At 58.2% G+C, this 24,393-nt stretch carries 25 protein-coding genes and 1 pseudogene; 10 read left to right on the top strand and 16 right to left on the bottom strand.

Annotation, left to right across the window (positions count from 1 at the left end):
- The first annotated feature begins 188 nt into the window (after window positions 1-188).
- Entirely contained in the window at window positions 189-659 is a 471-nt protein-coding gene (gene ybaK / locus ACA060_RS22940) for a Cys-tRNA(Pro) deacylase (protein ID WP_109634451.1), read from the top strand.
- 15 nt (window positions 660-674) lie between these two features.
- Window positions 675-1,457, top strand: a complete 783-nt coding sequence (locus tag ACA060_RS22935) for a PhzF family phenazine biosynthesis protein (protein WP_109634450.1) — start codon at window positions 675-677, stop codon at window positions 1,455-1,457.
- A 116-nt stretch (window positions 1,458-1,573) separates the two neighbouring features.
- Here ACA060_RS22935 and ACA060_RS22930 read toward each other — a convergent pair whose 3' ends face one another.
- On the bottom strand, window positions 1,574-2,683 hold the full coding sequence (locus tag ACA060_RS22930; protein WP_109634448.1) for an ABC transporter ATP-binding protein: 1,110 nt from the start codon (window positions 2,681-2,683) through the stop codon (window positions 1,574-1,576).
- Entirely contained in the window at window positions 2,680-3,600 is a 921-nt protein-coding gene (argF, locus tag ACA060_RS22925; RefSeq protein WP_497313368.1) for an ornithine carbamoyltransferase, read from the bottom strand. Before argF ends, ACA060_RS22930 begins: the two co-directional genes overlap by 4 nt.
- Before the next feature lie 405 nt (window positions 3,601-4,005).
- Here argF and plzR point away from each other — a divergent pair, with 405 nt between their 5' ends.
- From plzR to grxD, 3 genes are all read left to right on the top strand, one after another.
- Entirely contained in the window at window positions 4,006-4,299 is a 294-nt protein-coding gene (plzR, locus tag ACA060_RS22920) for a PlzR type 4 pili assembly inhibitor (RefSeq protein WP_109634445.1), read from the top strand.
- A gap of 134 nt (window positions 4,300-4,433) precedes the next feature.
- The gene (locus ACA060_RS22915) at window positions 4,434-6,542 is read left to right on the top strand and encodes a molybdopterin oxidoreductase family protein (protein ID WP_497313366.1); all 2,109 of its coding nucleotides are present in this window, start codon (window positions 4,434-4,436) and stop codon (window positions 6,540-6,542) included.
- A gap of 97 nt (window positions 6,543-6,639) precedes the next feature.
- Window positions 6,640-6,981 (top strand): Grx4 family monothiol glutaredoxin, encoded by a 342-nt coding sequence (gene grxD, locus ACA060_RS22910; protein WP_109634441.1) that lies wholly within the window; start codon window positions 6,640-6,642, stop codon window positions 6,979-6,981.
- Window positions 6,982-7,177: 196 nt separating this feature from the next.
- Here grxD and bfr read toward each other — a convergent pair whose 3' ends face one another.
- Together bfr and ACA060_RS22900 are read right to left on the bottom strand one after the other, a co-directional pair.
- Window positions 7,178-7,651 (bottom strand): bacterioferritin, encoded by a 474-nt coding sequence (gene bfr, locus ACA060_RS22905; RefSeq protein ID WP_010457685.1) that lies wholly within the window; start codon window positions 7,649-7,651, stop codon window positions 7,178-7,180.
- Window positions 7,652-7,850: 199 nt separating this feature from the next.
- Entirely contained in the window at window positions 7,851-8,069 is a 219-nt protein-coding gene (locus ACA060_RS22900) for a bacterioferritin-associated ferredoxin (protein ID WP_007943567.1), read from the bottom strand.
- Window positions 8,070-8,383: 314 nt separating this feature from the next.
- Here ACA060_RS22900 and ACA060_RS22895 point away from each other — a divergent pair, with 314 nt between their 5' ends.
- Entirely contained in the window at window positions 8,384-8,986 is a 603-nt protein-coding gene (locus ACA060_RS22895; protein WP_010457682.1) for a peroxiredoxin, read from the top strand.
- 75 nt (window positions 8,987-9,061) lie between these two features.
- Here the strand turns inward: ACA060_RS22895 and rnt are convergent, their stop codons facing one another.
- The gene (rnt, locus tag ACA060_RS22890; protein WP_064679478.1) at window positions 9,062-9,739 is read right to left on the bottom strand and encodes a ribonuclease T; all 678 of its coding nucleotides are present in this window, start codon (window positions 9,737-9,739) and stop codon (window positions 9,062-9,064) included.
- Complete coding sequence (pyrC, locus tag ACA060_RS22885) at window positions 9,736-10,782, bottom strand: dihydroorotase (protein WP_109634437.1); 1,047 nt, start codon at window positions 10,780-10,782, stop codon at window positions 9,736-9,738. Before pyrC ends, rnt begins: the two co-directional genes overlap by 4 nt.
- A gap of 157 nt (window positions 10,783-10,939) precedes the next feature.
- Between pyrC and ACA060_RS22880 the strand changes: the two genes are divergently transcribed.
- Window positions 10,940-11,848: a flagellar protein MotY gene (locus ACA060_RS22880; RefSeq protein WP_109634436.1), complete on the top strand. Its 909-nt coding sequence runs from the start codon at window positions 10,940-10,942 to the stop codon at window positions 11,846-11,848.
- 129 nt (window positions 11,849-11,977) lie between these two features.
- On the top strand, window positions 11,978-13,195 hold the full coding sequence (locus tag ACA060_RS22875) for an argininosuccinate synthase (RefSeq protein ID WP_007898502.1): 1,218 nt from the start codon (window positions 11,978-11,980) through the stop codon (window positions 13,193-13,195).
- 184 nt (window positions 13,196-13,379) lie between these two features.
- On the opposite strand, the gene ACA060_RS22870 is transcribed toward ACA060_RS22875, so the two are convergent.
- Entirely contained in the window at window positions 13,380-13,949 is a 570-nt protein-coding gene (locus tag ACA060_RS22870) for a hypothetical protein (protein WP_109634434.1), read from the bottom strand.
- Between the two features lie 579 nt (window positions 13,950-14,528).
- On the opposite strand from ACA060_RS22870, the gene ACA060_RS22865 reads away from it, so the two are divergent.
- The gene (locus ACA060_RS22865; protein WP_007943575.1) at window positions 14,529-15,155 is read left to right on the top strand and encodes a response regulator transcription factor; all 627 of its coding nucleotides are present in this window, start codon (window positions 14,529-14,531) and stop codon (window positions 15,153-15,155) included.
- A 64-nt stretch (window positions 15,156-15,219) separates the two neighbouring features.
- Here ACA060_RS22865 and ACA060_RS22860 read toward each other — a convergent pair whose 3' ends face one another.
- The 8 genes and pseudogenes from ACA060_RS22860 to metG all read right to left on the bottom strand — a co-directional run bounded on the left by ACA060_RS22860 (window position 15,220) and on the right by metG (window position 22,022).
- A complete protein-coding gene (locus tag ACA060_RS22860) occupies window positions 15,220-15,399 on the bottom strand; it encodes a PA3496 family putative envelope integrity protein (RefSeq protein ID WP_007898493.1) in 180 nt (59 codons plus the stop codon).
- Window positions 15,400-15,506: 107 nt separating this feature from the next.
- Window positions 15,507-16,145, bottom strand: coding sequence for an endonuclease III (gene nth, locus ACA060_RS22855; protein WP_109634432.1), 639 nt, complete (start codon window positions 16,143-16,145; stop codon window positions 15,507-15,509).
- Between the two features lie 25 nt (window positions 16,146-16,170).
- Window positions 16,171-16,680 (bottom strand): Rnf-Nqr domain containing protein, encoded by a 510-nt coding sequence (locus ACA060_RS22850; protein ID WP_497313362.1) that lies wholly within the window; start codon window positions 16,678-16,680, stop codon window positions 16,171-16,173.
- Window positions 16,673-17,284 (bottom strand): RnfABCDGE type electron transport complex subunit G, encoded by a 612-nt coding sequence (locus ACA060_RS22845; protein ID WP_497313360.1) that lies wholly within the window; start codon window positions 17,282-17,284, stop codon window positions 16,673-16,675. The genes ACA060_RS22850 and ACA060_RS22845 overlap by 8 nt, the downstream gene beginning before the upstream one ends.
- A complete protein-coding gene (locus tag ACA060_RS22840; RefSeq protein ID WP_497313358.1) occupies window positions 17,281-18,264 on the bottom strand; it encodes an RnfABCDGE type electron transport complex subunit D in 984 nt (327 codons plus the stop codon). The genes ACA060_RS22845 and ACA060_RS22840 overlap by 4 nt, the downstream gene beginning before the upstream one ends.
- A 601-nt stretch (window positions 18,265-18,865) precedes the next feature.
- Window positions 18,866-19,240 (bottom strand): annotated as a pseudogene (gene rsxB / locus ACA060_RS22835) (electron transport complex subunit RsxB); the annotation flags it as partial.
- Between the two features lie 17 nt (window positions 19,241-19,257).
- Window positions 19,258-19,827 carry an Rnf-Nqr domain containing protein gene (locus ACA060_RS22830; RefSeq protein ID WP_497313356.1) on the bottom strand — a complete coding sequence of 190 codons (570 nt, stop codon included), beginning with the start codon at window positions 19,825-19,827 and terminating at the stop codon, window positions 19,258-19,260.
- A gap of 143 nt (window positions 19,828-19,970) precedes the next feature.
- The gene (gene metG / locus ACA060_RS22825; protein ID WP_497313354.1) at window positions 19,971-22,022 is read right to left on the bottom strand and encodes a methionine--tRNA ligase; all 2,052 of its coding nucleotides are present in this window, start codon (window positions 22,020-22,022) and stop codon (window positions 19,971-19,973) included.
- Between the two features lie 331 nt (window positions 22,023-22,353).
- On the opposite strand from metG, the gene apbC reads away from it, so the two are divergent.
- Window positions 22,354-23,448 carry an iron-sulfur cluster carrier protein ApbC gene (gene apbC / locus ACA060_RS22820; protein ID WP_497313352.1) on the top strand — a complete coding sequence of 365 codons (1,095 nt, stop codon included), beginning with the start codon at window positions 22,354-22,356 and terminating at the stop codon, window positions 23,446-23,448.
- A 126-nt stretch (window positions 23,449-23,574) separates the two neighbouring features.
- Here apbC and ACA060_RS22815 read toward each other — a convergent pair whose 3' ends face one another.
- Window positions 23,575-24,333, bottom strand: coding sequence for an SDR family oxidoreductase (locus ACA060_RS22815; protein WP_077749886.1), 759 nt, complete (start codon window positions 24,331-24,333; stop codon window positions 23,575-23,577).
- Window positions 24,334-24,393: the final 60 nt, after the last annotated feature.

The raw sequence follows: 24,393 nt of genomic DNA, 5'->3' as shown, positions 1-24,393 counted from the left end.
AACCGTCAGTCACAATTCAACTATTAGTCACGTGAATGATCGTATCGTTCACGCCGCGGGCCGAGCGCGGACGAGTGGCACATGGCGCTGCCAAGCCTTTGAAACAGTGGCGCAATAGAGCCTTTTGCCGTTCAATGTCCTAGAATCCAGCGCAGGATTTTTCTACTGCCGCCCAGTCTGGAGCTGCCATGACCCCCGCATTGGATTTGTTGAAAAAAGTTCGAGCCGAACATCGCGTGCACAGTTATGAACATGATCCGAAGGCAGCGTCTTATGGGCTGGAGGCCGCGGAGAAGCTGGGACTGAACCCGGCGCAGGTGTTCAAGACCTTGCTGGCGGCCAGTGAGAAAGGTGAATTGCTGGTGGCGGTGGTGCCGGTCGTCGGAAGTCTGGACTTGAAGCATCTGGCGCACGCGGCGGGGGTGAAAAAAGTCGAAATGGCCGACCCTGCCGCCGCGCAACGCACGACGGGTTATCTGTTGGGTGGGATCAGCCCGCTGGGGCAGAAGAAGCGTTTGCGTACGTTTATCGATAACTCTGCTCAGCCCTTTGCGACTATTTTCGTCAGTGCCGGTCGGCGTGGTCTGGAAGTGGAATTGGCGCCGACCGTGCTGGCCGAACACACTCAGGCCAAGTTTGCCGATATCGGTCGCGCCTAAATCAGGGAGAAGGTTATGCAGCTTGAGTTTCATCAGGTCGACGCGTTCAGCGATCGCCCGTTCAGTGGGAACCCGGCGATGGTGTACCGGCTTGAGGCCTGGCTCGCCGATGAGTTGATGCAGAAGATCGCTGCCGAGCACAACCTCGCTGAAACCGCCTTCGTGGTGCGCGAGGGGCAGGGCTGGCACATTCGCTGGTTTACCCCGACCACTGAGGTGCCGTTGTGCGGCCATGCGACCCTCGCCAGTGCGCATGTTTTGTTTGAAATCTATAAGGAACCGGTCGAACGCCTGGACTTCATCTGCAAGTCCGGCCCGTTGAGTGTGAGTCGTGAGGACGGACGCTTGTGGCTGGATTTTCCGGCCATCGTGCCGTCTGAAGTGGGCGTGACGCTGGATGTCGAACGCGCCTTGGGTGTCGAAGTGGTCGACGTGTTGGGTTCAAATGAATTGTTCGTGGTGCTGGAATCGGAGCAGGCGGTGCTCGATTGTCAGCCAGACATGGTCGCCCTGGCCAAACTGCCGTGGCCGGGTGCGATCGTCACCGCCAAGGGCGGCAAGCATGATTTTGTGTCGCGTTACTTTGCCCCGGCGATCGGCATCAATGAAGATCCGGTGACCGGTTCGACCCATTGCAGCTTGATTCCGTATTGGTCGAAGCGGTTGGGCAAGTCGAGCCTCACGGCGTATCAGTGCTCGAATCGAGGCGGAGAGTTGTTCTGCCGGCTGGAAGGGGATCGGGTGAAGATTGGCGGGAATGCGACGCTGGTTGCGAGCGGAACACTTATTCTCGGTTGACACAAATCTTATGTGGGAGCGGGCTTGCTTGCGAAAGCGATATTACATTCAACGAAGATGTTGACTGGTCCGGCGCTTTCGCGAGCAAGCACGCTCCCACAGTTTATTCGTGTATGTCAGCTGGCGGTGCTGTAGCGGCGAACACCGGACTCGACCGCCAGAATCTGCGCTGCCGTGCTACCGGACGCCTGGAACAGCACCAGGTGTTCAGCCGCGACTCGAATACCCACCTCGGCACCGACGTGATGATCAGCATGGCTGGGAAAGATCGATTCCAGCTGTGCACCGGTCGGCAACTGCAAACGATACAGCGTCGACGCACCCTGGAAGGACTTCCCGACAATCCGTGCCTTCAAACCGCTGTCGGGTGCATAAACGATATCGTCCGGACGCAGCAACACGTCCACCGCTCCGCCCACTGGCCAGGTGTAGGCGCGATTACCGCGTAACTCACCCAGTTCAGTCTGCACCGACTCCGGGCTGCTCAATTGGCCGCGGATGAAATAACCCTGGCCAATGAAGCTGGCCACATAAGGCGTCAGCGGTTCGTGATACAGGTTGTAGGGCGTGTCCCACTGTTCCAGCCGGCCTTCCTTGAACACCCCGACGTGATCGCTCACCGCAAAGGCTTCTTCCTGGTCATGGGTTACCAGAATCGCGCTGGTGCCACGGGCCTTGAGAATGTCGCGCACTTCATGGCTGAGCTTGCGCCGCAGTTCGCCATCGAGGTTGGAGAACGGTTCGTCGAGCAACAGCAGTTGCGGTTCCGGTGCCAGAGCGCGGGCCAGTGCGACACGTTGTTGCTGACCACCGGACAACTCATGCGGGAAGCGCTTGCCAAGGTTTTTCAGGTTGACCAGTTCCAGCAGTTCTTCGGTGACGCGATCCTTTTGCGGATGCTTGCGGATCCCGAAAGCGATGTTCTCGGCCACGCTCAAATGCGGAAACAGCGCGTAGTCCTGGAACACCATGCCGATTCGGCGTTTCTCCGGGGCGAGGGTGAAACCGGCGCGGGAAATGGTCTCGCCCGCCAGCGTGATTTCACCTTCGTGCACCGGTTCGAAACCGGCAATCGCCCGTAGCGTTGTGGTCTTGCCGCAGCCTGAAGAGCCCAGCAGGCAACCGATGTCGCCGACATTCAAATGCAGGTTGAGGTTCTGCACCACGCGCTGGTCTTGATAGCCACAGGCGAGGTTGCGCAGGTTAAGCAGTAATGGATGGCTCATGCGTGATGGTACGAAGGCGGGACGAGAAACTCGAGCAGGGCCTTTTGTGCGTGAAGGCGGTTTTCCGCTTGATCCCAGGCGACGGAGCGCTTGTCATCGAGCACGTCGAGGCTGATTTCCTCGCCACGGTGGGCCGGCAGGCAGTGCATGAACAGCACATCCTCAGCCGCGAGGTCGAGCAAGGCGCGAGTCACCTGGAACGGCGCGAACAGCTTCAGGCGCTTGGCGGTTTCTTCTTCCTGGCCCATGGAGGTCCAGACGTCGGTGCTCACCAGGTGGGCGCCACGCACGGCGTCCTTCGGATCGCGGACGATGGTCACGCGATCACCTGCCTTGGCCAGGAATTGCGGGTTGGGTTCAAAACCTTCAGGGCAGGCGATGCGCAACTGGAAGTCGAACTGGATCGCCGCTTCTATATAGCTGTTGCACATGTTGTTGCCGTCGCCGATCCAGGCCACGGTCTTGCCCTGGATCGAGCCGCGATGTTCGAGGAAGGTTTGCATGTCAGCCAGCAATTGGCACGGGTGCAAGTCATCGGACAGGCCGTTGATCAGCGGGACGCGCGAATTGGCGGCGAATTCAGTCAGTGTGCTGTGGGAAAACGTGCGGATCATCACCGCATCGAGCATGCTCGACATGACAATGGCAGCGTCGCCGATCGGCTCGCCACGGCCCAGCTGCGTGTCGCGCGGTGACAGGAAAATGGCCTGGCCGCCGAGCTGGATCATGCCGGCTTCGAACGAAATTCGGGTGCGGGTCGAGGACTTCTCGAAAATCATCCCGAGCACGCGGTTTTTCAGAGGCTCGAACAGTACGCCGCGGTTACGCAGGTCCTTGAGCTCAACGCCTCGACGGATCACGCTGACCAGCTCTTCGGGCGTGCAATCCATCAGGGAGAGAAAGTGCCTTGCGCTCATCATTGACTACCTTTTTGCAACAGACCGCAGATACTCAAAGCCTTGTTTAACTGAAAAACGGGCGAGACCTGCGGCGTAAGCCGCACGGGGCGACGAAATAGGGGGAGGCGCGATATTGACATTAAATGTCGCGTTTTTCCAATAGGCTACGGTGTTTGGGGATTTCAGAGGGGCTACGGGGTGTCCGCAGTAGCGCTTTTGAAGCCGGTTTACTGACAGCAGCCTGTCATTTGTACACTGGGCTCCTTGGGGTTGGCAATCAAACCGGGCGGGGATCGCATGGCCACGGGTCGGTTTCTGACCTGATATTCGCGACGGTGGCTGGCGATGTGCCGGGATGAAACATTTGCTAATGCAAAGTGCTGGGTTATAACTAGCTCACGAATGATGCAGGAAGCCTTCGGAATGGAATCGAAAGAACAGCTGTTAATGGATTTACTTGGCCTCACGGCCCGTTCTCTGACCCACCTCACCGCTTCCATGACGTCGATGTCCTTTGAATTGATGCGCAGTGAAGACGAAGTGACCAAGGCGGCCGGTCGACGCATGATCGACCGCATGGCAACCATCAGCACCGGGCTCGATGAGCACTGGCGACTGATCGGCGAGCTCACCGGCGTACATGTCGCCCAGGAGCAGATCGAAACCATTCAGGAGATCCAGTTGCAGACGCCGCCACCCGGGTTGCCGCCAAACTGATCGAGCGCGGTCATCGGCTGGCCTGATGGTCGCCGATTCACAAGACGAACGTCGCTGGCGCAGTGGCGGGTCACGCGCCATAGTTTTGTTCCCGCGGCCGATATTGCCCGCCCAGAACAAAACAGAGACTGGCCATGACCAAGACTCTCCATCACCGTGCCTGCCACCTGTGTGAAGCCATTTGCGGCCTGACCATCGAGACCTCCGAGGTCGAAGGCAGCGGCGTACAGATCACCTCAATAAAAGGCGACCCGCTGGATACGTTCAGCCGTGGGCACATCTGCCCCAAGGCGGTTGCCCTGCAAGACATCCAGAACGATCCGGATCGCCTGCGTCAGCCGATGCTGCGAGTGGGCAGCGAATGGCAGCCTGTCGAGTGGGAAGACGCCTTCAGCCTTGTCGCCGAACGCCTGGCGGCGATTCAGGAGCGTCACGGGCAGAACGCGGTGGCGGTTTATCAAGGCAATCCCAGCGTGCACAACTATGGGTTGATGACCCACAGCAATTACTTCCTGGGCCTGCTGAAAACCCGCAACCGGTTTTCCGCGACCTCGGTCGATCAGTTGCCTCATCACCTGACCAGCCATTTGATGTACGGCCACGGCTTGCTGTTGCCGATCCCGGACATCGATCACACCGACTTCATGTTGATCCTCGGGGGCAATCCACTGGCCTCCAACGGCAGCATCATGACCGTGCCGGATGTGGAAAAACGCCTGAAGGCGATTCAGGCCCGGGGCGGCAAAGTGGTGGTGGTTGATCCGCGTCGCAGTGAAACGGCTGCGATTGCCGATCAACATCTGTTCGTGCGCCCCGGTAGTGATGCGGCGCTGTTGTTCGGGCTGCTCAATACCTTGTTCGCCGAAGGCCTGACCCGCGACAGTCATTTACCGGTGGACGGTCTGGATGAAGTCCGTCAGGCCATCGCCACATTCACCGCCGACACCATGAGCCCTTTGTGCGCGGTGCCGGCAGAGCAGATTCGCCAACTGGCCCGTGATTTTGCGGCAGCGCCGACTGCGGTCTGTTATGGCCGGATGGGCGTTTCCACCCAGGCCTTCGGCACTTTGTGCCATTGGCTGGTGCAACTGATCAACCTGGTCACCGGCAACCTCGACCGCGTCGGCGGGGCGTTGTGCACAGAACCTGCGGTGGATCTGGTGGCGTCCACTTCGGGCGGCCATTTCAATCTGTGGCAGAGCCGGGTATCCGGGCGTCCCGAGTACGGCGGCGAGTTGCCGGTGTCGGCCCTGGCGGAAGAGATGCTGACCGGCGGGGAAGGGCAGGTCCGTGCGCTGATCACCGTGGCCGGCAATCCGGTGCTGTCCACACCCAATGGCCGGCAACTGGAACAGGCGCTGGACGGGTTGGAGTTCATGGTCAGCATCGACCTGTACATCAATGAAACCACGCGCTATGCCGACCTGATCCTGCCGTCGACCTCGGCACTGGAAAACGATCACTACGACACTACGTTCAACATGTTTGCGGTGCGCAACGTGACCCGTTTCAACCGGGCGATTCTGGCAAAACCAGAGGGTGCGTTGCATGACTGGGAGATCTTTGTCGGCCTGGCCCAGGCCTTTGCGGCGAAGACCGGCAAGGACCTGAAACCGACCATTCCTCCCGCACAGATGATCGATCGCGGACTTCGAATGGGGCTTTATGGTGATGCCTCTGGACACAAGCTTTCGCTCGCAACGCTGTTCGATCATCCGCACGGTGTCGATCTGGGCGCGCTCAAATCCAACCTCGCGCCGCGCCTGAAAACCGCTAACCAGCGAGTCCAGGCTGCGCCTGCCGCGATTCTCGCCGACCTGGCGCGCTTCGCCGCGCTGCAGGCACCGGCCGCCGATGAATTGCTGATGATTGGTCGTCGCCATGTGCGCAGCAACAACTCGTGGATGCACAACTACCACCGTCTGGTGAAGGGCAAGCCGCGCCATCAATTGTTGATGCACCCGGATGACCTGGCCAGCCGTGGGCTCAGCGATGGGCAGCGCGTACGGGTCAGTTCGCGGGTCGGCATGATCGAAGTGGAAGTGGTCGCCAGTCTGGATATGATGAAAGGCGTGGTCAGCCTGCCTCACGGTTGGGGCCATGCGCGGCCCGGCGTGCAGATGACGATCGCCAGTGGTCAACCAGGCTCCAGCGCCAATGACCTGACCGATGAATGCCAGCTCGATGAGTTGTCGGGGAATGCGGCGTTGAACGGAGTTCCGGTGACTGTAGCGGCAGCTTGATTGTGTCTGTCGGGGAGACCGAGCATGGCGCTCGGGTTTCCGTTACAATGCGCCACCGTGCCGACCCTTGAGTCGGAAAGTTCAGCCGAGGTGCTCCATGGATATCATCGAAACGATTAAAGAGCAGATTGCTAACAACACCATTCTGCTTTACATGAAAGGTTCGCCGAATGCCCCGCAGTGTGGCTTCTCCGCGAAAGCCGCGCAGGCCGTGATGGCATGTGGTGAAAAGTTTGCGTACGTGGACATCCTGCAGAACCCGGAAATCCGCGCCAACCTGCCTAAATACGCCAACTGGCCAACCTTCCCGCAACTGTGGGTCGGTGGTGAGCTGGTCGGCGGTAGCGACATCATGACTGAAATGTCGGCTGATGGTTCGCTGCAGGCCACGATCAAGGCTGCTGTTGAAGCGGCTGCTGCTGGCAAGACCGAAGCCTGATCCTCTCAATGTGGGAGCGGGCTTGCTCGCGAAAGCGGTACAGCATTCAACAGATTAGTTGACTGACCTACCGCCTTCGCGAGCAAGCCCGCTCCCACATTTGTTTCAGGGTGAACCTGAAGCCGGTCATGAAAAAGCCCCGCCTCTTCAAAAGAGCGCGGGGCTTTTTAATGTCTCGAGTTTAGCGGGCGCTAACTTACTCTTCGCCCATCTGCGATTGCAGATAGTTCTCAAGACCGATTTTATCGATCAGGCCCAGTTGGGTTTCCAGCCAGTCGATATGTTCTTCTTCGGACTCAAGAATGTCTTCGAGCAATTCACGGCTACCGAAATCGCCAACGGTTTCGCAATGTGCGATGGCGACCTTGAGGTCGGCATGACCGGTTTTTTCGATACGCAGGTCACACTCAAGCATTTCCTGGGTGTGCTCGCCGATCTGCAGCTTGCCCAGGTCCTGGACGTTCGGCAGGCCTTCGAGGAACAGGATGCGCTTGATCAGCTTGTCCGCGTGTTTCATCTCGTCGATGGATTCGTGGTATTCGTGCTTGCCAAGCTTGTTCAGACCCCAATCTTCGTACATGCGCGCATGCAGAAAATACTGATTGATCGCGACCAGTTCATTGGCAAGGATCTTGTTGAGATGCTGGATGACTGTAATGTCGCCTTTCATGATGGGGTCCTGCCCTGTATTAGCTGTCTATAAGGCAGAGTTTGAGCCGCGCAACTAAGAGTGTCAAACCTAAGTTATTGAAACTTAAATGAAAATTAATCGGAATAAGAATGTTTGTGTTCCGCGTCTAGCCCGTAAGCAATTGATTTTCAGACATAAAAAAACCGGACTTCAAGTCCGGTTCTTTGGAATACGGTATTTACGCTGCAGTAAATTCTACAGGGAAAGGAATCGCGGCCTGGGCCGATTGCAATTTGGTCAGGGTTTCGCGGACCACTTCCTTGGCAAGGCAGGCGCATTTGCCGCATTGGCTGGCTACGCCAGTCGCCTGACGGACTTCTTTGTAGCTGCAGCAACCTTCGTAGATTGCATCGCGGATTTGACCGTCGGTGACGCCAGTGCAGAGGCAGACATACATAAGCTAAGAACCGTCGCTGGTGGTGACTCAGTTGCGATGGATCTTAATGTTAACGAGAATGATTGTCAAAGTGCTTTCTGAAAGCTTCGCGTTATAAGCGCGTATGACTGACGAACGGTTTTCATCTAGCGATCTGCCATTACCTGCCGAGACAACCTATTTGGTGCATCGGTGAAAAACCGTTGAGGACAGCTCAAAAACGCCGTGTATGATGGTCGGTCCTTGCGAAGGGGGTCGTGTCACAGGGCTGTCGCCTGAGGGTGGCAGGCTGACGCGAACCCAGTTCTTCACGTTAATAGACCAGGAGATATTCAATGAGCGTACTCGTAGGCAAACAAGCCCCGGACTTCACCGTACCTGCCGTCCTCGGCAATGGCGAAATCGTGGATAGCTACACCCTGTCCTCGGCCATCAAAGGCAAATACGGCCTGGTGTTCTTCTACCCACTGGACTTCACCTTCGTTTGCCCATCCGAGCTGATCGCTCTGGACAACCGCATGGCTGACTTCAAGGCACGTAACGTTGAAGTGGTCGCGGTTTCGATCGATTCGCACTTCACCCACAACGCATGGCGCAACACCCCGGTGAACAATGGCGGTATCGGCCAGGTTCGCTACACCATGGCTGCCGACATGAAACACGAAATCGCCAAGGCCTACGACGTTGAGTCCGAAGGCGGCGTGGCTTTCCGTGGCGCGTTCCTGATCGACGACAAAGGCGTTGTCCGTTCGCAGATCATCAACGACCTGCCGCTGGGCCGTAACATGGAAGAGCTGATCCGTCTGGTCGACGCTCTGCAATTCCACGAAGAGCACGGCGAAGTCTGCCCTGCCAACTGGAAGAAAGGCGACAAAGGCATGACCGCTTCGACCGAAGGCGTCGCGGCTTACCTGACCGAGAACGCTGCTGCGCTGTAAGGCACGTTTGAGGCACAAAAAAACCGGCCGTTGAGGCCGGTTTTTTTATGGGCGGGATAAATCCAGCTACCAGGATCAGTCGTTGAAGTCTTCCCAGCCGCCCATTTGTTTCCAGCGATTGACGATGCCGCAGAACAGCTCGGCCGTCTTCTCGGTATCGTAGCGCGCCGAGTGAGCCTCGCGACCGTCAAAGTCGATGTCCGCCGCCTGGCAAGCCTTGGCCAGTACGGTTTGACCGTAAGCCAGACCGGCGAGGGTCGCGGTATCGAAACTGGAGAACGGATGAAACGGGTTACGTTTCATGTCCAGACGCGCGACAGCGGCGTTGAGGAAGCCCAGGTCGAAGCTGCTGTTGTGCCCGACCAGAATCGCCCGTTTGCAACCGTTGGCTTTCAGGGCCTTGCGGATGCCGCGGAAAATATCGGTCAGGGCTGCTTCTTCGCTTACCGCCATACGCAGCGGGTGATCGAGCTTGATTCCGGTGAATTCCAGTGCGGCTGCTTCAATATTCGCGCCTTCAAAAGGCTCGACACGGAAGAAATAGGTGTGATCGGGGTACACAAACCCTTTTTCATCCATGGCGATCGTGGTCGCGGCGATTTCCAGCAAGGCGTCAGTGGCAGAGTTGAAACCACCGGTTTCAACGTCGACAACAACGGGCAGGTATCCACGGAAGCGCTCAGCCATCGGGTGGCGTGAACCACCTCCGCCGCCTTGACCGTCCTGTTCGTCGTCGAAATGGTCTTCACTCACGCGTGTTCCTCCAGCAGGCGCCAGCGCAGTTTTTCACCGGCGCGCAGCGGGATTACGGTCAGCTCGCCAAATGGCAGGCTGGTCGGGGCGGTCCACTCATCGCGGACCAGGGTGATGCGATCGGTGTTCGCCGGCAGGCCATAGAAGCGCGGGCCGTTGAGGCTGGCGAAGGCTTCGAGCTTGTCCAGCGCGTTGCGCTGTTCGAAGGCTTCGGCATACATCTCGATCGCTGCATAAGCGGTATAGCAACCGGCACAGCCGCAAGCGGCTTCCTTGGCGTGCTGGGCGTGCGGCGCCGAATCGGTGCCGAGGAAGAACTTGTCGCTGCCGCTGGTAGCGGCGTCGAGCAGGGCTTCCTGATGGGTATTGCGCTTGAGGATCGGCAGGCAATAGAAGTGCGGCCGAATCCCGCCCACCAGCATGTGGTTGCGGTTGTACAGCAGGTGATGCGCGGTGATGGTCGCGCCAACGTTGGCCGAAGCCTCGTTGACGAACTGCACGGCGTCTGCGGTGGTGATGTGTTCGAATACCACTTTGAGCGTCGGGAAACGCTCGACCACACGACGCATGTGCTCATCGATGAAGAGTTTTTCGCGGTCGAACACATCGACATCGCCACGGGTGACTTCACCGTGAATCAGCAAGGGCATCCCGACGTCGGCCATGGCCTCAAGTGCAGGGAAAATCTTGTCGATACTGGTGACACCAGAATCCGAGTTGGTGGTCGCGCCGGCCGGGTACAGCTTGGCGGCGTAGACGAAGCCGCTGGCCTTGGCCTCGCGAATTTCGTCGGGCTGGGTGCGGTCGGTCAGGTACAGCACCATCAACGGTTCGAAACGACTGCCGGCCGGGCGGGCAGCGAGAATCCGCTGGCGATAGCCGTCGGCTTCAGCGGCGTTACGCACCGGAGGTACCAGGTTGGGCATGATGATTGCGCGACCAAAGGTGCGCGCGACATCCGCAACGGTATTGGTCAACACAGCACCATCGCGAAGATGAATATGCCAGTCGTCGGGACGCAGCAGGGTCAGGCGGTCGGACATGAGGGGATTCCAGGCGGGTCAAACTCTGGGGAATGCTACCGGAAAAGACTCTCTCAGGCACTCGCTATCAAGTTTTGCAGGAAGCTTCCGATATCCAACAGGTATGCCGTAAATATGTGTATCGGTCTTTTTGTTGTAGAAGCCAGTGGAGCCTCCCGTGCGCCAGCGTTATTTAGCCTTGCTCAGTGTGTTTGCCAGCCTCCCTGCGATGGCGCTCACTTTCCAGACGCGTCTGGAGAGCATCGAGTGGACGGTCGAAGGTGACAAGTTCGAATGCCGCCTGACTCAACCGATCACCGATTTCGGTTCGGGTGAATTCGTGCGCCGTGCCGGCGAGCAGGCGACGTTTCGTCTCAAAGCCTACAACGCGATGATCGGCGGCGGTTCCGCGACGCTGCTGGCGGCCGCTGCGCCGTGGCAACCGGGACGTGGCGACATCAACCTGGGCTCGGTGAGAATCGGCAGCGGCAATGTGTTGTTCAACAGTTCGCAGGTTCAGGCCGGGCGCCTGATCAGCGGGTTGATGGACGGCCGCAGCCCGGTCATCCGCCATTCCTCTGGCGATGGTCGCGTGTCTGAGGTGCGCCTGTTGCCGGTCAAGTTCAGCAAGGCTTTCAACGACTATCAGGGTTGCGTCGCGAAGCTGCTGCCGAAGAATTTCGAGCAGGTCAAACAGTCCGAGATCGGCTTCCCGGGTGAAGGCGTCGATCTCAATCCGCAAGCCAAGGCGCAGTTGCAGGTGATGCTGGAGTTCATGAAGGCGGATCCGACGGTCAATCACATCGAACTCGACGGGCACTCCGACAACAGCGGCAATCGCCTGACCAACCGCGAGCTGTCACGCCGCCGGGCGCTGGCGGTAATGGAGTATTTCAAGGCCAATGGCATCCAGGAATCGCAGATCACCATGCGTTTCCACGGTGAACGCTATCCTGTGGTGCCAAACACCAATGCCACCAACCGCGCGAAGAATCGCCGGGTAGCCGTGCGCCTGGAACGGGTGGCACCGACCGAGAAAGTCGCCCCTCAAACCACCACGCCGGGAAGCTCCTCGGCGACCTCCTGAGCCAGCTGAATTCGTCGCTCGCTCGACAGAATCTGTCGCTTCGTCGTCATAAGCTGTCGCGCCTCTGTAAATTATTCCGTATGACCGGTAGACTTCACGGCTTTCCGTAGAACCCCGTGGAGTGATGGCATGGCGGACGTAAACAAGGTCGTTCTGGCGTATTCCGGCGGCCTGGACACTTCGGTGATCCTCAAGTGGCTGCAGGATACTTATAACTGTGAAGTCGTGACCTTCACCGCTGACCTGGGTCAGGGCGAAGAGGTCGAACCTGCACGCGCCAAGGCTCAGGCCATGGGCGTGAAAGAGATCTATATCGACGATCTGCGCGAAGAATTCGTGCGTGATTTCGTTTTCCCGATGTTCCGCGCCAACACCGTTTACGAAGGCGAGTACCTGCTGGGTACTTCCATCGCTCGTCCGTTGATCGCCAAACGCCTGATCGAAATCGCCAACGAAACCGGCGCTGACGCCATTTCCCACGGCGCCACCGGCAAGGGCAACGACCAGGTTCGTTTCGAACTGGGCGCCTACGCACTCAAGCCAGGCGTGAAAGTGATCGCCCCTTGGCGCGAGTGGGACCTGCTCTCCCGTGAAAAGCTGATGGATTATGCTGAAAAGCACAACATCCCGATCGAGCGCCACGGCAAGAAAAAATCCCCGTATTCGATGGATGCCAACCTGCTGCACATTTCCTATGAAGGCGGCGTGCTGGAAGACACCTGGACCGAGCACGAAGAAGACATGTGGAAATGGACCGTCTCCCCGGAGAAGGCTCCAGACAAGGCGCAATACCTGGAGCTGACCTACCGCAACGGCGACATCGTGGCACTGGACGGCGTCGAAATGACCCCAGCCACCGTGCTGGCGACCCTGAACCGTATCGGTGGCGAACACGGCATCGGCCGTCTCGACATCGTCGAGAACCGTTACGTGGGCATGAAGTCCCGTGGCTGCTACGAAACCCCAGGCGGCACTATCATGCTGCGCGCTCACCGTGCGATCGAATCGATCACCCTGGACCGCGAAGTGGCTCATCTCAAAGACGAGTTGATGCCTAAATACGCCAGCCTGATCTACACCGGTTACTGGTGGAGCCCTGAGCGTCTGATGCTGCAACAGATGATCGATGCGTCCCAGGCACACGTGAACGGCGTTGTGCGCCTGAAGCTGTACAAGGGCAACGTGATCGTCACCGGTCGCAAGTCCGACGAATCGTTGTTCGATGCCAACATCGCGACCTTCGAAGAAGACGGTGGTGCTTACAACCAGGCCGACGCGGCGGGCTTTATCAAGCTCAACGCCCTGCGCATGCGCATTGCTGCAAACAAAGGCCGGAAGCTTTTCTGAGACCTTTGAAGCTGCAACGACGGTAATGGAAATGTGGCCTTGTCGGTGACAAGGCCACATTTCTGAAAGAGGGATGTTTCCTGCCGTGCATCATGTTTCAACTTTCTTATTGTTGTTACAAATACGCTTTCGTCTGCTTTTGCGCTCCGATTGCCCTTCGAGCGCTGTCTTCTGCTACCGGTATTCAAGCCATCATCGTCATGCCATGCGAGCTCAAATTGTAGGCAACCCAGAACGCAGTGCTGTTGCGCTTCTTTGTTTGTTTCGCATGCTTGTGTGCGCCTTCCTTCAGCAATGCCTCTGAATCAGTACACGTGAGAAACACGATAACGCGCGCAGGGTTTTCCTGTGGTTGCTGGACCTTTTCCATCAAGGTGTTGAAATCCATTTTGCTGCTCATCCATCGTGCGTCGACGATGTGCAGATCCTTTAACAGCACCGTTGAGCGTACGTGATGCTCAATCAACGGCTCAGGTGTGCCTCCTTGTGGTTGATCGGCATCGCTCATGGCCTTTATGAAATGCTTTCCTTTTTCAAAATCAGAGGGCGCGTAAAGCGATCTATAGTTGAAGTTTAGTGTGGCGAAGAACAGGAAGAGCAAATAAAAAGGGAAGCTGATAAGGAACCAGATATAGATCTCTCTCTCCTCATCGCCGAGAAAGGGAAGAGAAATAGCGGCCGATGTTTCAGACAGGGTTGCAAATATCGCGATGATTGTCATGGGGTTGGAGATTCTTGTTTTTAATTTGTTCATGTTTTTTGCTCATGAAAGATTGTCTTTTCTCGATGGGTTCGTGGAAGTTAAGAGTGCTGGTAAGTTAAAGATGTGGCGGAGAAAGCTGTCTACTGTTTTGGTGATTTCCTCTTAGTTGATTTGTTAGTGGGGGTCATAGTAACTGTATTGTTTGTGAGTCGGGTATTTTTGTTTTTATAAGTCTATGGTGTTGCTGTTTTTCAAGTGTTGCCTGATGTAAGGCTTGGTGTAATGGGTCTATTCAGGGTTTAACTGTCCGGTGTGAGTGTCGGCTTGACAATATCGGTTACTTTTTAAGCGTAGCTCAATCGTCAGCGCTTGCCGGATCTCTCTGTCAGCTTCTGGTTTCTTTGATTTCTTGATGTAAATCGATACAAAAACAGTTTTGAAAGCACAGCGCTGGCTGGGCGATAAAATTTAAGACACACAGTATTTGTCTGATTTTTGTAAGACATATCCTGCTTGTTTGTAGGGAATGTCTCTCGCTGCGGGTGGGCGAGGGGGGCGGCGTGCCACGGATGAAACGACTAGGCTATTGTGCGGGCTCTAAAAATTCGAACAGCGAAATTGGACTTGCCCATGAATAAAGTGCTGATCGTGGATGATCACCCCGTCATTCGTCTTGCGGTACGTATGCTGATGGAGCGTCATGGCTACGAAGTCATTGCAGAAACAGATAACGGCGTGGATGCGTTACAACTTGCCCGCGAACTTATGCCGGATATTGTCATTCTGGATATTGGAATACCGAAGCTGGACGGGTTGGAAGTCATCGCGCGTCTGACCTCTACGGCAATGCCTCTTAAAGTGTTGATATTGACCTCTCAGGCACCCGGACATTTTTCCATGCGTTGCATGCAGTCGGGTGCCGCCGGATATGTCTGCAAACAACAGGACCTCACTGAATTGCTCAGTGCGATAAAAGCCGTACTCTCTGGCTACAGCTACTTTCCGAATCAAGCGCTGCATACCGTTCGCTCCAGTCTCGGGAATGCCAGTGAAGCCGATATGGTGGATCGTTTGTCCGGGCGCGAAATGATGGTGCTGCAACAGTTGGCTAGAGGAAAGACAAACAAGGAGATTGCCGATGGCATGTTCCTCAGCAATAAAACCGTCAGCACCTACAAGACTCGCCTGTTGTTGAAGCTCAATGCTCGGTCCTTGGTCGACCTGATTGAACTGGCTCAACGCAATGGGCTGGTATGAGTGCACTGGCGACTGAGGGATTGGCACTTGGTAAAAAGCCTCCGTTTCGGGAGGCTTTTAGGTGTCACAAGTCAAAGTCGTAATCGGCCAATTGCTTTTGCAGTCGGCGCTCCTCCAGCAGATTGTCGATGGTGCGGCGTTTGCTCAGGTTGGTCTTCGCCACTTCAACCACCGGTTCAGCGTCATCGGCCTCAACGGGTGTGAAGTCGTCTTCTACGTCCAATTGCTCTTTGCCAGTGCTCATAAGGTTAACTCCAGGCTAAGACTGCCTTTGGCGCTCCTTATATCGACAAACTCCCGGCGGGTAAAAAAGATTTTTTCAATCGATGGATCAATAAATCTAATAGCGCCTCAATCGTCCGAGGTCTTCAGCTTGTATTCGCACAGGTCTTCGATCCGGCAGCTGCCGCAACGGGGCTTGCGGGCCAGGCAAACGTAGCGCCCATGCAAGATCAGCCAATGGTGGGAATCGAGCAGGTATTGCTTGGGGACAAACTTCATCAGCTTCATCTCCACCTCGACCACGTTCTTGCCCGGAGCGATGCCCGTGCGGTTGCTGACCCGGAAAATGTGGGTATCCACGGCCATGGTCAGTTGCCGAAAAGCGGTGTTGAGCACCACGTTGGCGGTCTTGCGGCCGACGCCGGGCAGCGCTTCCAGTTCCTCTCGAGTTTGCGGAACCTCGCCGCCATGGCGCTCCACCAGCAAACGACAGGTTTCGATCACGTTTTTCGCTTTGCTGTTGAACAGGCCGATGGTCTTGATGTATTCCGACAGCCCTTCAACGCCCAAGGCATAAATCGCCGCCGGCGTATTGGCCACCGGGTAGAGTTTGGCGGTGGCCTTGTTCACGCCGACATCCGTCGACTGGGCGGAAAGAATGACGGCAATCAGCAATTCGAACGGCGAGGAATAGGCCAGTTCGGTCTTCGGTTCCGGGTTGTCTTCGTGAAACCTGCGGAAAATTTCCAGGCGTTTTGCGGCATTCATGGACAGTGCGTTTCCTCGAAATCGGTCAGTGTGAGGGAGCCGGGCGGTGCCAGGCCTGCCAGGCGGCGATCAACAGTCCCAGAAGAATGAATCCGCCGGGAACCAGCGTGGCCAGGTGCAGGCCGCCGTTGCCGATGAACTCGCGCAGCAAGCCAAGACCCACCATCAGCGCGCCAAACAGGCCACACAAGCGCAGGCGATCGAGCCAGGATTCCTGGAAAAAACCATTGTGTTCCAGCACCAGGCATTGCACGGCGATCAATCCTGCATAGATCCCCACGTGCTGATGCCATTGAAGTGACAAGACCTGTGCGGCAAGTTCCGCACAACTGGTCAACGTGGCCGACAGCAGGAGGCTGGCAAGCAATCGGGTGGACGGGATCAGCCGTGATCGCAAGGCGGCCATGCTGGCGCCATACGCATTGATCACCACGAAGAACATCAGCCAGAGGCCCAGCGCCGTCTGCCAAGCGTCCGTAGCGCCGATCAGCGGCGCAAGCATCAGTGAGTTGCGCAGCGTCGCTGACTTAGTCATGAGGCTCACTTCCGATCAGCTGTTGCGGGTGTTCATCGAAGTAGCGCAACGCGTCATGGACGGCGCTGGTCACCGCTCTTGAAGTGATGGTCGCGCCCGCTATCTGGTCGAATTGGCCCTGATCTTTTTTCAAGGCCCAGCCCATATCGCCGGGCTCAGTGCGAGACTTGCCGGTAAACACCTGAAGCCAGGCATTGGGCCAGTCAGCGATCTTGCCACCCAGCGCAGGGGTTTCCGATTGCTTGAGGGTTTTAACCCCCAACAACTTGCCGTTTGCGCCGATGGCAATCAGCAGCTCGATGGAGCCCTCGTAGCCCAGGGTCTGGCTTCGCAGCAACACCGCGCGAGGTTGCCCGGCCTGGGTTGCCAGATAACCACCCAGCAGCGTGCTATTGGGCAGCGGGATGTTTTCGAGGGCGAGCGGCTGCTCCAGCGGTTGATTGTCGTAGCTGCCCAACGGTAGCAAGTCCAGCAGGTTGCGGCTGTCGATCAAGCGTTGTTGCGCACTGATGCGCGGTTCGCTGGCGTGTTGCACGAAGTACGTCGCGCCAATCCCCAGTCCGCTCAGCAGCACCAGAATCCCAACGCTCGTCGCTCGGTTCATGGGGCCACCTGCGCCTGTCTGGACGCGACAAACCGCTCCAGCGCAGGGACGCAAAGGTTCATCAGCAGCACGGCGAACGCCACGCCGTCCGGATAACCCCCCCAGGTTCGAATCAGGTAGGTGAGTAATCCCACGCCAGCACCGAACAGCAGTCGGGCACCGGGACTTTTCGCGCCGGACACCGGTTCGGTGGCAATAAAGAATGCACCCAGCATGGTCGCGCCGGTGAGCAGATGAAACAGTGGCGAGCCATGGGAGTCGGAGCCCGAGCCGTTCCAGCACAGCAGGCTGATAACGAACAGGCTGGTGAGCATGCCGACCGGGGCGTGCCAAGTGAACACCCGCCGTTGTAGCAGGAATGCGCCACCGGCGAGAAAAGCCAGGTTGACCCATTCCACGCCGCGTCCACCGAAATGGCCGAACGCAAGGTTGCCCGCGAAGAGTTCATCCATGGTCAGGCTTTTGTTGATTCGCAGGCTGTCCAGCGCCGTGGCCTGCACCCAGGCATCTGGTGCCTGTCCGAAGCCGAAGACCTGCTGCAAACCTTCGAGCAAATTCATGCCGTGGGATGACGGCCAGAGGGTCATCTGTTGGGGAAAGGCCACCAGCACGAAGGCAAAACCGAGCATTGCCGGATTGAACGGATTCTTGCCGACTCCGCCGTAGAGGTGTTTGCCGAGCAGCGCGAGCGCCGCCGCACTGACCGTCAACCACCATGGGCAATAAGGCGGCAAGGCCAGTGCCAGCAACGTTGCGCTGACCAGGGCGCTGCCATCGCTCAGGGTTGGTTTGATGAGTTGCCTGCGCAGTTGCAACACCGCTGCCTCAACGGCCAATGCGGTAACGGCCGTCAGAATCAGGTTGATCAAAACGCCCCAGCCATACAACCAGAAAAACACCAGCATCCCCGGCACAGTGGCCAGCAATACCAGTTTCATGGCCTGCTGAAGGCGTTCGTCCACCGGTTCAAGGGGCGGCATGGGTATCCACCTGGTGCTCGGCGTCCTTCACCGCGAGTTCCAGCGCTGCAATCTGTTCAGCCGCTGCTTCGTTGGTTCGCGCTTTGTTAAGTTCGGCGCGACGCATGGCCAGCTGGATCTTCGCCCGTTTCAGTTCGGCATCCTTCGCTGGCGCGGCCGGTGCCGGGGTGGGCGGCGCGCTGCTTTCCAGCTTCGCCAAGGCTTGCTCCGCCGCTTCGAATTGCTGTTGCAGCACGATCAGCTGCGACTGCTGCTCGAAGGTCGGCGGATGCCCGAAGGCCTTGAGCGACTTGTTCAGTTGCGCGCGACTCATCGCCACATCGATCTTGGCTTTTTTCAGCGCCGCATCGGCGTTGGCCGCTTTCTGCGCACGCACCCGCTCAAGCGCAGCCTGAACCGGGTCGAGTGTCATCACTTCGTTGTGCGGCACGGTGCGTTGGGCACGGGCCTGACGTTCGGCGAGTTTCTGTTCTTCTTCACGACACAAGCGGGCGTTGCGCTGTTCAAAGCGACGCCGCGCATGATTGCGTTTGGCGGTGCGCGCCTGTTGTTCCTCGAGGCTGAACGCGAGGCCACCGACAATCGGCAGCACCGTGGCCAAGGGCAGTGGTCGCATCTCGATGCAGTCCACCGGGCAGGGCGCGACACACAGGTCGCAACCGGTGCATTCGTCGACGATCACCGTGTGCATCAATTTTGCCGCGCCGACGATTGCATCCACCGGGCAAGCCTGAATGCACTTGGTGCAGCCAATACACTCCGCTTCACGAATGTAGGCGATCTGCGCCGGGGCCGGACCGCGACTGACGTCCAGTTCCAGCACCGGCACGTTCAGCAAGTCAGCCAGCGCCGCGATGGTTTCGCTGCCGCCCGGCGGGCACTTGTTGATCGGCTCGCCGCTGGCAATGCCTTCGGCGTACGGCTTGCATCCGGGGTGGCCGCACTTGCCGCATTGGGTCTGCGGCAATAGGGCGTCGATGCGTTGAATCAGACTCATGTTTTGATCAGCCCGCTGAATCCGAGAAAAGCCACTGCGATCAGTCCGGCGCCGATCAACTCGATCGGCAGGCCACGAAAGGGCAGGGGAATATCATTATCGATTGTGCGCTGGCGCAAGTCGCTGAACAGGCTCAGCACCAGCCAGAACCCCAGCCCTGCACCGAGGCACAGGGCTGTGGCGTGGAAGAATCCTTTGTCGTTCTGGGCGTTGAGCAAGGTCAGCCCCAGCACACCCGCGTTACCCAGCAGCAACGGCCAGAGGCCATTGAACGCAAGCCTGGGCAATAAACGGGAAAGCAGCTTCAACAGTGGGCCGATCAGCAAAACGCTCAACGGCATGAACACGAAAAGGCGCAGCGACGTCAGTTCCAGCGGCACCAGCAACCAGTGATAGGCCGAGTAGCTCAATAGGCCGACAACCAGCATCAGGCATGTCGTCGCAATGCCCAGCGCATGAACCTGATCGCGCTCGCTGCCGATCAGCGGATCGACGCCCAGCGGCCAGTGCAACACGAGATTGTTGATCAGGGCAGTGCTGATAAGCGTAAGCAGAATCTCGGTCATGATCGTGCCGGTTGAAATAGGGCTTTTTAACAGAGCGGTCTAAAAAGCTTAGGCATTATCCGGCAAGGGCGGAGGGTGGAGCCAGATATGAAAATCCCACAGTCGCAACAGGCACGACTGTGGGATCGTTTTACCGCAGAACCTTACTTGATGCGCTGACCCGGCTTGGCGCCGCTGTCGGGGCTGAGCAGGTAGATTTCTTCACCGCCAGGGCCGGCCGCCATCACCATGCCTTCGGAGATGCCGAACTTCATTTTCCGTGGTTTGAGGTTGGCGATCATCATGGTCAGACGACCATTGAGCTTGGACGGATCCGGATAAGCGCTTTTGATCCCGGAGAACACGTTGCGTTGCTCGTCACCGATGTCGAGGGTCAGGCGCAGCAGTTTGTCGGCACCTTCTACGTGTTCGGCCTTGAGGATCAGGGCCACGCGCAGGTCGATAGCGGCGAAGGCGTCGAAGTCGATTTCCGGCGACAGCGGATCCTTGGCCAGTTCACCGTTACCGGCCGGCGCAGCATCACCGGTGTCGGTTGCGCTGGCGGTCAGGTCTTCTTTCGACGCGTCGCTCATGGCTTGCACTTTTACGGGATCGATACGGGTCATCAACGGCTTGAACTCGTTCAGCTGATGGTTGCTGAGCAAGGTGGCGTGGTCGTCCCAGGTCAGCGGCGCGACGTTGAGGAACGCCTCGGCATCGGCGGCCAGCAACGGCAGTACCGGTTTGAGGAAAATCACCAACTGGCGGAACAGGTTGACGCCCAGGGCGCAGATGGCCTGGACTTCATCCTGCTTGCCTTCCTGTTTGTTCAGCGACCACGGCGCCTTGTCGGCGATCCAGGCGTTGGCGCGGTCGGCCAGGCCCATGATCTCGCGCATGGCACGGGCGAAGTCGCGAGCCTCGTAGGCTTCGGCGATGCTCGGCGCTGCGGCGAGGAACGCTTCGGTCAGTTCCGGCGCGGCATTGCCCGCCACCAGTACACCGGCGTTGCCTTTATGGATGAAACCGGCGCAACGGCTGGCGATGTTGACGACTTTGCCGACCAGGTCGGAGTTGACCTTTTGCACGAAGTCTTCGAGGTTCAGGTCCAGGTCATCGACGCCACGGCTCAGCTTCGCCGCGTAGTAATAACGCAGGTATTCCGGCGACAGATGGTCCAGATAGGTCCGGGCCTTGATGAAGGTGCCGCGGGATTTGGACATTTTCTGACCGTTGACGGTCAGGTAGCCGTGCACGTTGATGCCGGTCGGCTTGCGGAAACCGGCGCCTTCGAGCATCGCTGGCCAGAACAGGGCGTGGAAGTTGACGATGTCCTTGCCGATGAAATGGTACAGCTCGGCGGTGGAGTCCTTGCCCCAGAACGCGTCGAAATCCAGTTCCGGACGGCGATCGCAAAGGTTCTTGAAGCTGGCCATGTAGCCGATCGGCGCGTCCAGCCAGACGTAGAAGTACTTGCCTGGCTCGTCAGGGATTTCGAAACCGAAGTACGGCGCATCGCGGGAGATGTCCCACTGTTGCAGGCCGGCATCCAGCCATTCGGCGATCTTGTTGGCGACTGCTTCTTGCAGGGTGCCGCTGCGGGTCCAGGCCTGCAGCATTTCCTGGAAGTCCGGCAGTTTGAAGAAGAAGTGCTGGGAATCCTTGAGCACCGGGGTGGCGCCGGAGATCGCCGACTTCGGATCCTTCAGGTCGGTCGGTGCGTAGGTTGCACCGCATTTTTCGCAGTTGTCGCCGTACTGGTCTTCAGTGCCGCACTTCGGGCAGGTGCCCTTGATGAAGCGGTCGGCCAGGAACATTTTCTTTTCCGGATCGAAATACTGGGTGATCGAGCGCTGGGCGATGTGCCCGGCGTCTCGCAACTTCAGGTAGATCTGGCTCGACAGCTCACGGTTTTCTTCGGCGTGAGTGGAGTGAAAGTTGTCGAAGTCCACCAGGAACTCGGCAAAGTCGGCGCTGTGCTCAGCCTGGACGTTGGCGATCAGTTGTTCCGGGGTGATGCCTTCCTTTTCCGCGCGCAGCATGATGGCCGAACCGTGAGCGTCGTCGGCGCAGACATAAATGCATTGGTTGCCGCGGTGCTTCTGGAAGCGCACCCACATATCGGTCTGGATGTATTCCAGCATGTGGCCAAGATGGATCGAACCATTGGCATAGGGCAGGGCGCTGGTGACGAGGATCTTGCGTGGCTCGGACATGGGGCTCGGCTACTTGATGAAACGGAGGTCGGCCACTATAAAGCGCCGGCGCATATTTTTCACCCCCGCGACCGGTCACTGCGGACCTTTGTAGCAGCTGGCGAAGCCTGCGTTCGGCGGCGCAGCCGTCGTGAATCCGGGCAACTCGGATTACCTGAAACACCGCAGTGTCTGGTTTTACGACGGCTGCGCCGCCGAACGCAGGCTTCGCCAGCTGCTACAGGTCGCATTCGACCATGGCTTATTTGGCATATCCTGAAAGCATGCCGTCCGTGCGTGAGAACAGGTACGATACCCGCCTGATTTTCCAGTCTTGCTATCGGAGTTGCCCATGAGCGTCGTCAATCGCGCAGCGGTGGAAGCCGTCCTTCGCCAATACACCGACCCTTACCTGAACCAGGATCCTGTCAGCGCCGGGTGCGTGCGCAGCGTCGACATCCAGGGCGATCGCGTCAGCGTTCAGCTGGAGCTGGGTTACGCCGCCGGCCTGTTCAAAAGTGGCTGGTCGCAGATGCTGCAAATGGCGATCGAAGGTCTCGACGGCGTGACGAGCGCTCGCGTTGACATCACCAGCGTGATCGCCGCACACAAGGCCCAGGCGCAGATTCCGGGCCTGGCCAACGTCAAGAACGTGGTGGCCGTGGCGTCCGGCAAGGGGGGCGTGGGCAAATCCACCACCGCCGCCAACCTCGCACTGGCACTGGCCCGTGAAGGCGCCAAGGTCGGGATTCTCGACGCGGATATCTACGGCCCGAGCCAGGGCATCATGTTCGGTATCCCGGAAGGCACCCGACCGAAGGTCAAGGATCAGAAGTGGTTCGTGCCGATCGAATCCCATGGAGTGGAAGTGATGTCCATGGCCTTCCTGACCGACGACAACACCCCGATGGTCTGGCGCGGGCCGATGGTCTCCGGCGCGCTGCTGCAACTGGTCACGCAAACCGCCTGGGGCGATCTGGATTACCTGGTCATCGACATGCCGCCAGGCACCGGTGACATCCAGCTGACCCTGGCGCAGAAAGTCCCGGTGGCCGGTGCCGTCATCGTCACTACCCCGCAAGACCTGGCGCTGCTGGACGCGCGCAAAGGCGTGGAGATGTTCCGCAAGGTCAACATTCCGGTACTGGGCGTGGTGGAAAACATGGCCGTGCACATCTGCTCCAACTGCGGGCACGCCGAGCATTTGTTCGGTGAAGGTGGCGGGGTGAAGCTGGCCAATCAGTATGGCGTCGAACTGCTGGCGTCGTTGCCGCTGGCAATGGCTATCCGCGAGCAGGCCGATGGCGGCAAGCCAACGGTGATCGCCGAGCCGGACAGCCCGATTGCGCTGGTGTACCAGGAACTCGCCCGCCACGTCGGCGCGCGGATTGTGTTGCAGGAAGCGGCAACGCCGGCGATGCCGAACATCACCATCAGCGACGATTGATGAACTGAAACACAATCAACTGTGGGAGCTAGCCCTGCTAGCGATAGCGGATTCACATTCAACAAATATGTTGGCTGAACCACCGCAATCGCTAGCAGGCTAGCTCCCACATTGATCTATGGGGCCTTAGATCCGCAACCCGCCATCCATTTCCAGAATCCGGCCGGTGTAGTAGTCGTTCTCGAAGATGTACGCCGCCGAATGCGCGATCTCTTCTGGTTTGCCCATGCGCTTGAGCGGGATCCCCGCTGTCATCTTCTCCAGGGCTTCAGGCTTCATGCCCAAGGTCATCTCGGTTTCGATAAAGCCCGGGGCAATGCCCGCCACGCGAATGCCATAGCGCGCCAGTTCCTTGGCCCAGGTCACGGTCGCCGCGGCCACGCCAGCCTTGGCGGCGGAGTAGTTGGTCTGGCCGACGTTGCCGGCGCGGGAAATCGAGGAGATATTGATGATCGCGCCGCTGTTGTTCAGCTCGACCATTTTTGCCGCGACTTCACGGGTGCACAGGAACACGCCGGTCAGGTTGACGTCGATGACCGCCTGCCATTGGGCCAGGCTCATCTTGGTCATTTCGCCATCCTTGACCTTCAGCAGCAGGCCGTCGCGCAGGATGCCGGCGTTGTTGATCAGGCCATGAATCGCGCCGAAATCTTCGGCCACCTGGGCAACCATATGCGTCACTTGCTCTTCATTGGCAACGTTGCACAGGTAAGCACGGGCTTCTACGCCCTTGGCTTTGCACGCCGCGACGGTGTCGTCGAGCTTTTCCTGGTTCAAATCCACTAGCGCCAGCTTTGCGCCTTTGCCCGCGAAATACTCGGCCATGGAACGGCCTAAACCCTGGCAACCGCCAGTGATAATGATTACTTTGTCAGTGAGTTGCATTCGCATGCCCCAATAGCAGGTTCAGAGTGGTTTTCCTTCCTAGAGGGCCTCTCGATCTGC

It is taken from the genome of Pseudomonas sp. LBUM1671, assembly GCF_059695685.1.
The sequence above is the reverse complement of the archived record's forward strand: the minus strand, read 5'-3'. Positions and strand labels throughout refer to the sequence as shown.

Excerpts from the sequence above, each read along its gene's own strand:
- ybaK (WP_109634451.1), top strand. The coding sequence starts at position 189 with ATGACCCCCGCATTGGATTTGTTGAAAAAAGTTCGAGCCGAACATCGC.
- ACA060_RS22935 (WP_109634450.1), top strand. The coding sequence starts at position 675 with ATGCAGCTTGAGTTTCATCAGGTCGACGCGTTCAGCGATCGCCCGTTC.
- ACA060_RS22930 (WP_109634448.1), bottom strand. The coding sequence starts at position 2,683 with ATGAGCCATCCATTACTGCTTAACCTGCGCAACCTCGCCTGTGGCTAT.
- argF (WP_497313368.1), bottom strand. The coding sequence starts at position 3,600 with ATGAGCGCAAGGCACTTTCTCTCCCTGATGGATTGCACGCCCGAAGAG.
- plzR (WP_109634445.1), top strand. The coding sequence starts at position 4,006 with ATGGAATCGAAAGAACAGCTGTTAATGGATTTACTTGGCCTCACGGCC.
- ACA060_RS22915 (WP_497313366.1), top strand. The coding sequence starts at position 4,434 with ATGACCAAGACTCTCCATCACCGTGCCTGCCACCTGTGTGAAGCCATT.
- grxD (WP_109634441.1), top strand. The coding sequence starts at position 6,640 with ATGGATATCATCGAAACGATTAAAGAGCAGATTGCTAACAACACCATT.
- bfr (WP_010457685.1), bottom strand. The coding sequence starts at position 7,651 with ATGAAAGGCGACATTACAGTCATCCAGCATCTCAACAAGATCCTTGCC.
- ACA060_RS22900 (WP_007943567.1), bottom strand. The coding sequence starts at position 8,069 with ATGTATGTCTGCCTCTGCACTGGCGTCACCGACGGTCAAATCCGCGAT.
- ACA060_RS22895 (WP_010457682.1), top strand. The coding sequence starts at position 8,384 with ATGAGCGTACTCGTAGGCAAACAAGCCCCGGACTTCACCGTACCTGCC.
- pyrC (WP_109634437.1), bottom strand. The coding sequence starts at position 10,782 with ATGTCCGACCGCCTGACCCTGCTGCGTCCCGACGACTGGCATATTCAT.
- ACA060_RS22875 (WP_007898502.1), top strand. The coding sequence starts at position 11,978 with ATGGCGGACGTAAACAAGGTCGTTCTGGCGTATTCCGGCGGCCTGGAC.
- ACA060_RS22870 (WP_109634434.1), bottom strand. The coding sequence starts at position 13,949 with ATGAACAAATTAAAAACAAGAATCTCCAACCCCATGACAATCATCGCG.
- ACA060_RS22865 (WP_007943575.1), top strand. The coding sequence starts at position 14,529 with ATGAATAAAGTGCTGATCGTGGATGATCACCCCGTCATTCGTCTTGCG.
- ACA060_RS22860 (WP_007898493.1), bottom strand. The coding sequence starts at position 15,399 with ATGAGCACTGGCAAAGAGCAATTGGACGTAGAAGACGACTTCACACCC.
- nth (WP_109634432.1), bottom strand. The coding sequence starts at position 16,145 with ATGAATGCCGCAAAACGCCTGGAAATTTTCCGCAGGTTTCACGAAGAC.
- ACA060_RS22850 (WP_497313362.1), bottom strand. The coding sequence starts at position 16,680 with ATGACTAAGTCAGCGACGCTGCGCAACTCACTGATGCTTGCGCCGCTG.
- ACA060_RS22845 (WP_497313360.1), bottom strand. The coding sequence starts at position 17,284 with ATGAACCGAGCGACGAGCGTTGGGATTCTGGTGCTGCTGAGCGGACTG.
- ACA060_RS22840 (WP_497313358.1), bottom strand. The coding sequence starts at position 18,264 with ATGCCGCCCCTTGAACCGGTGGACGAACGCCTTCAGCAGGCCATGAAA.
- ACA060_RS22830 (WP_497313356.1), bottom strand. The coding sequence starts at position 19,827 with ATGACCGAGATTCTGCTTACGCTTATCAGCACTGCCCTGATCAACAAT.
- metG (WP_497313354.1), bottom strand. The coding sequence starts at position 22,022 with ATGTCCGAGCCACGCAAGATCCTCGTCACCAGCGCCCTGCCCTATGCC.
- apbC (WP_497313352.1), top strand. The coding sequence starts at position 22,354 with ATGAGCGTCGTCAATCGCGCAGCGGTGGAAGCCGTCCTTCGCCAATAC.
- ACA060_RS22815 (WP_077749886.1), bottom strand. The coding sequence starts at position 24,333 with ATGCAACTCACTGACAAAGTAATCATTATCACTGGCGGTTGCCAGGGT.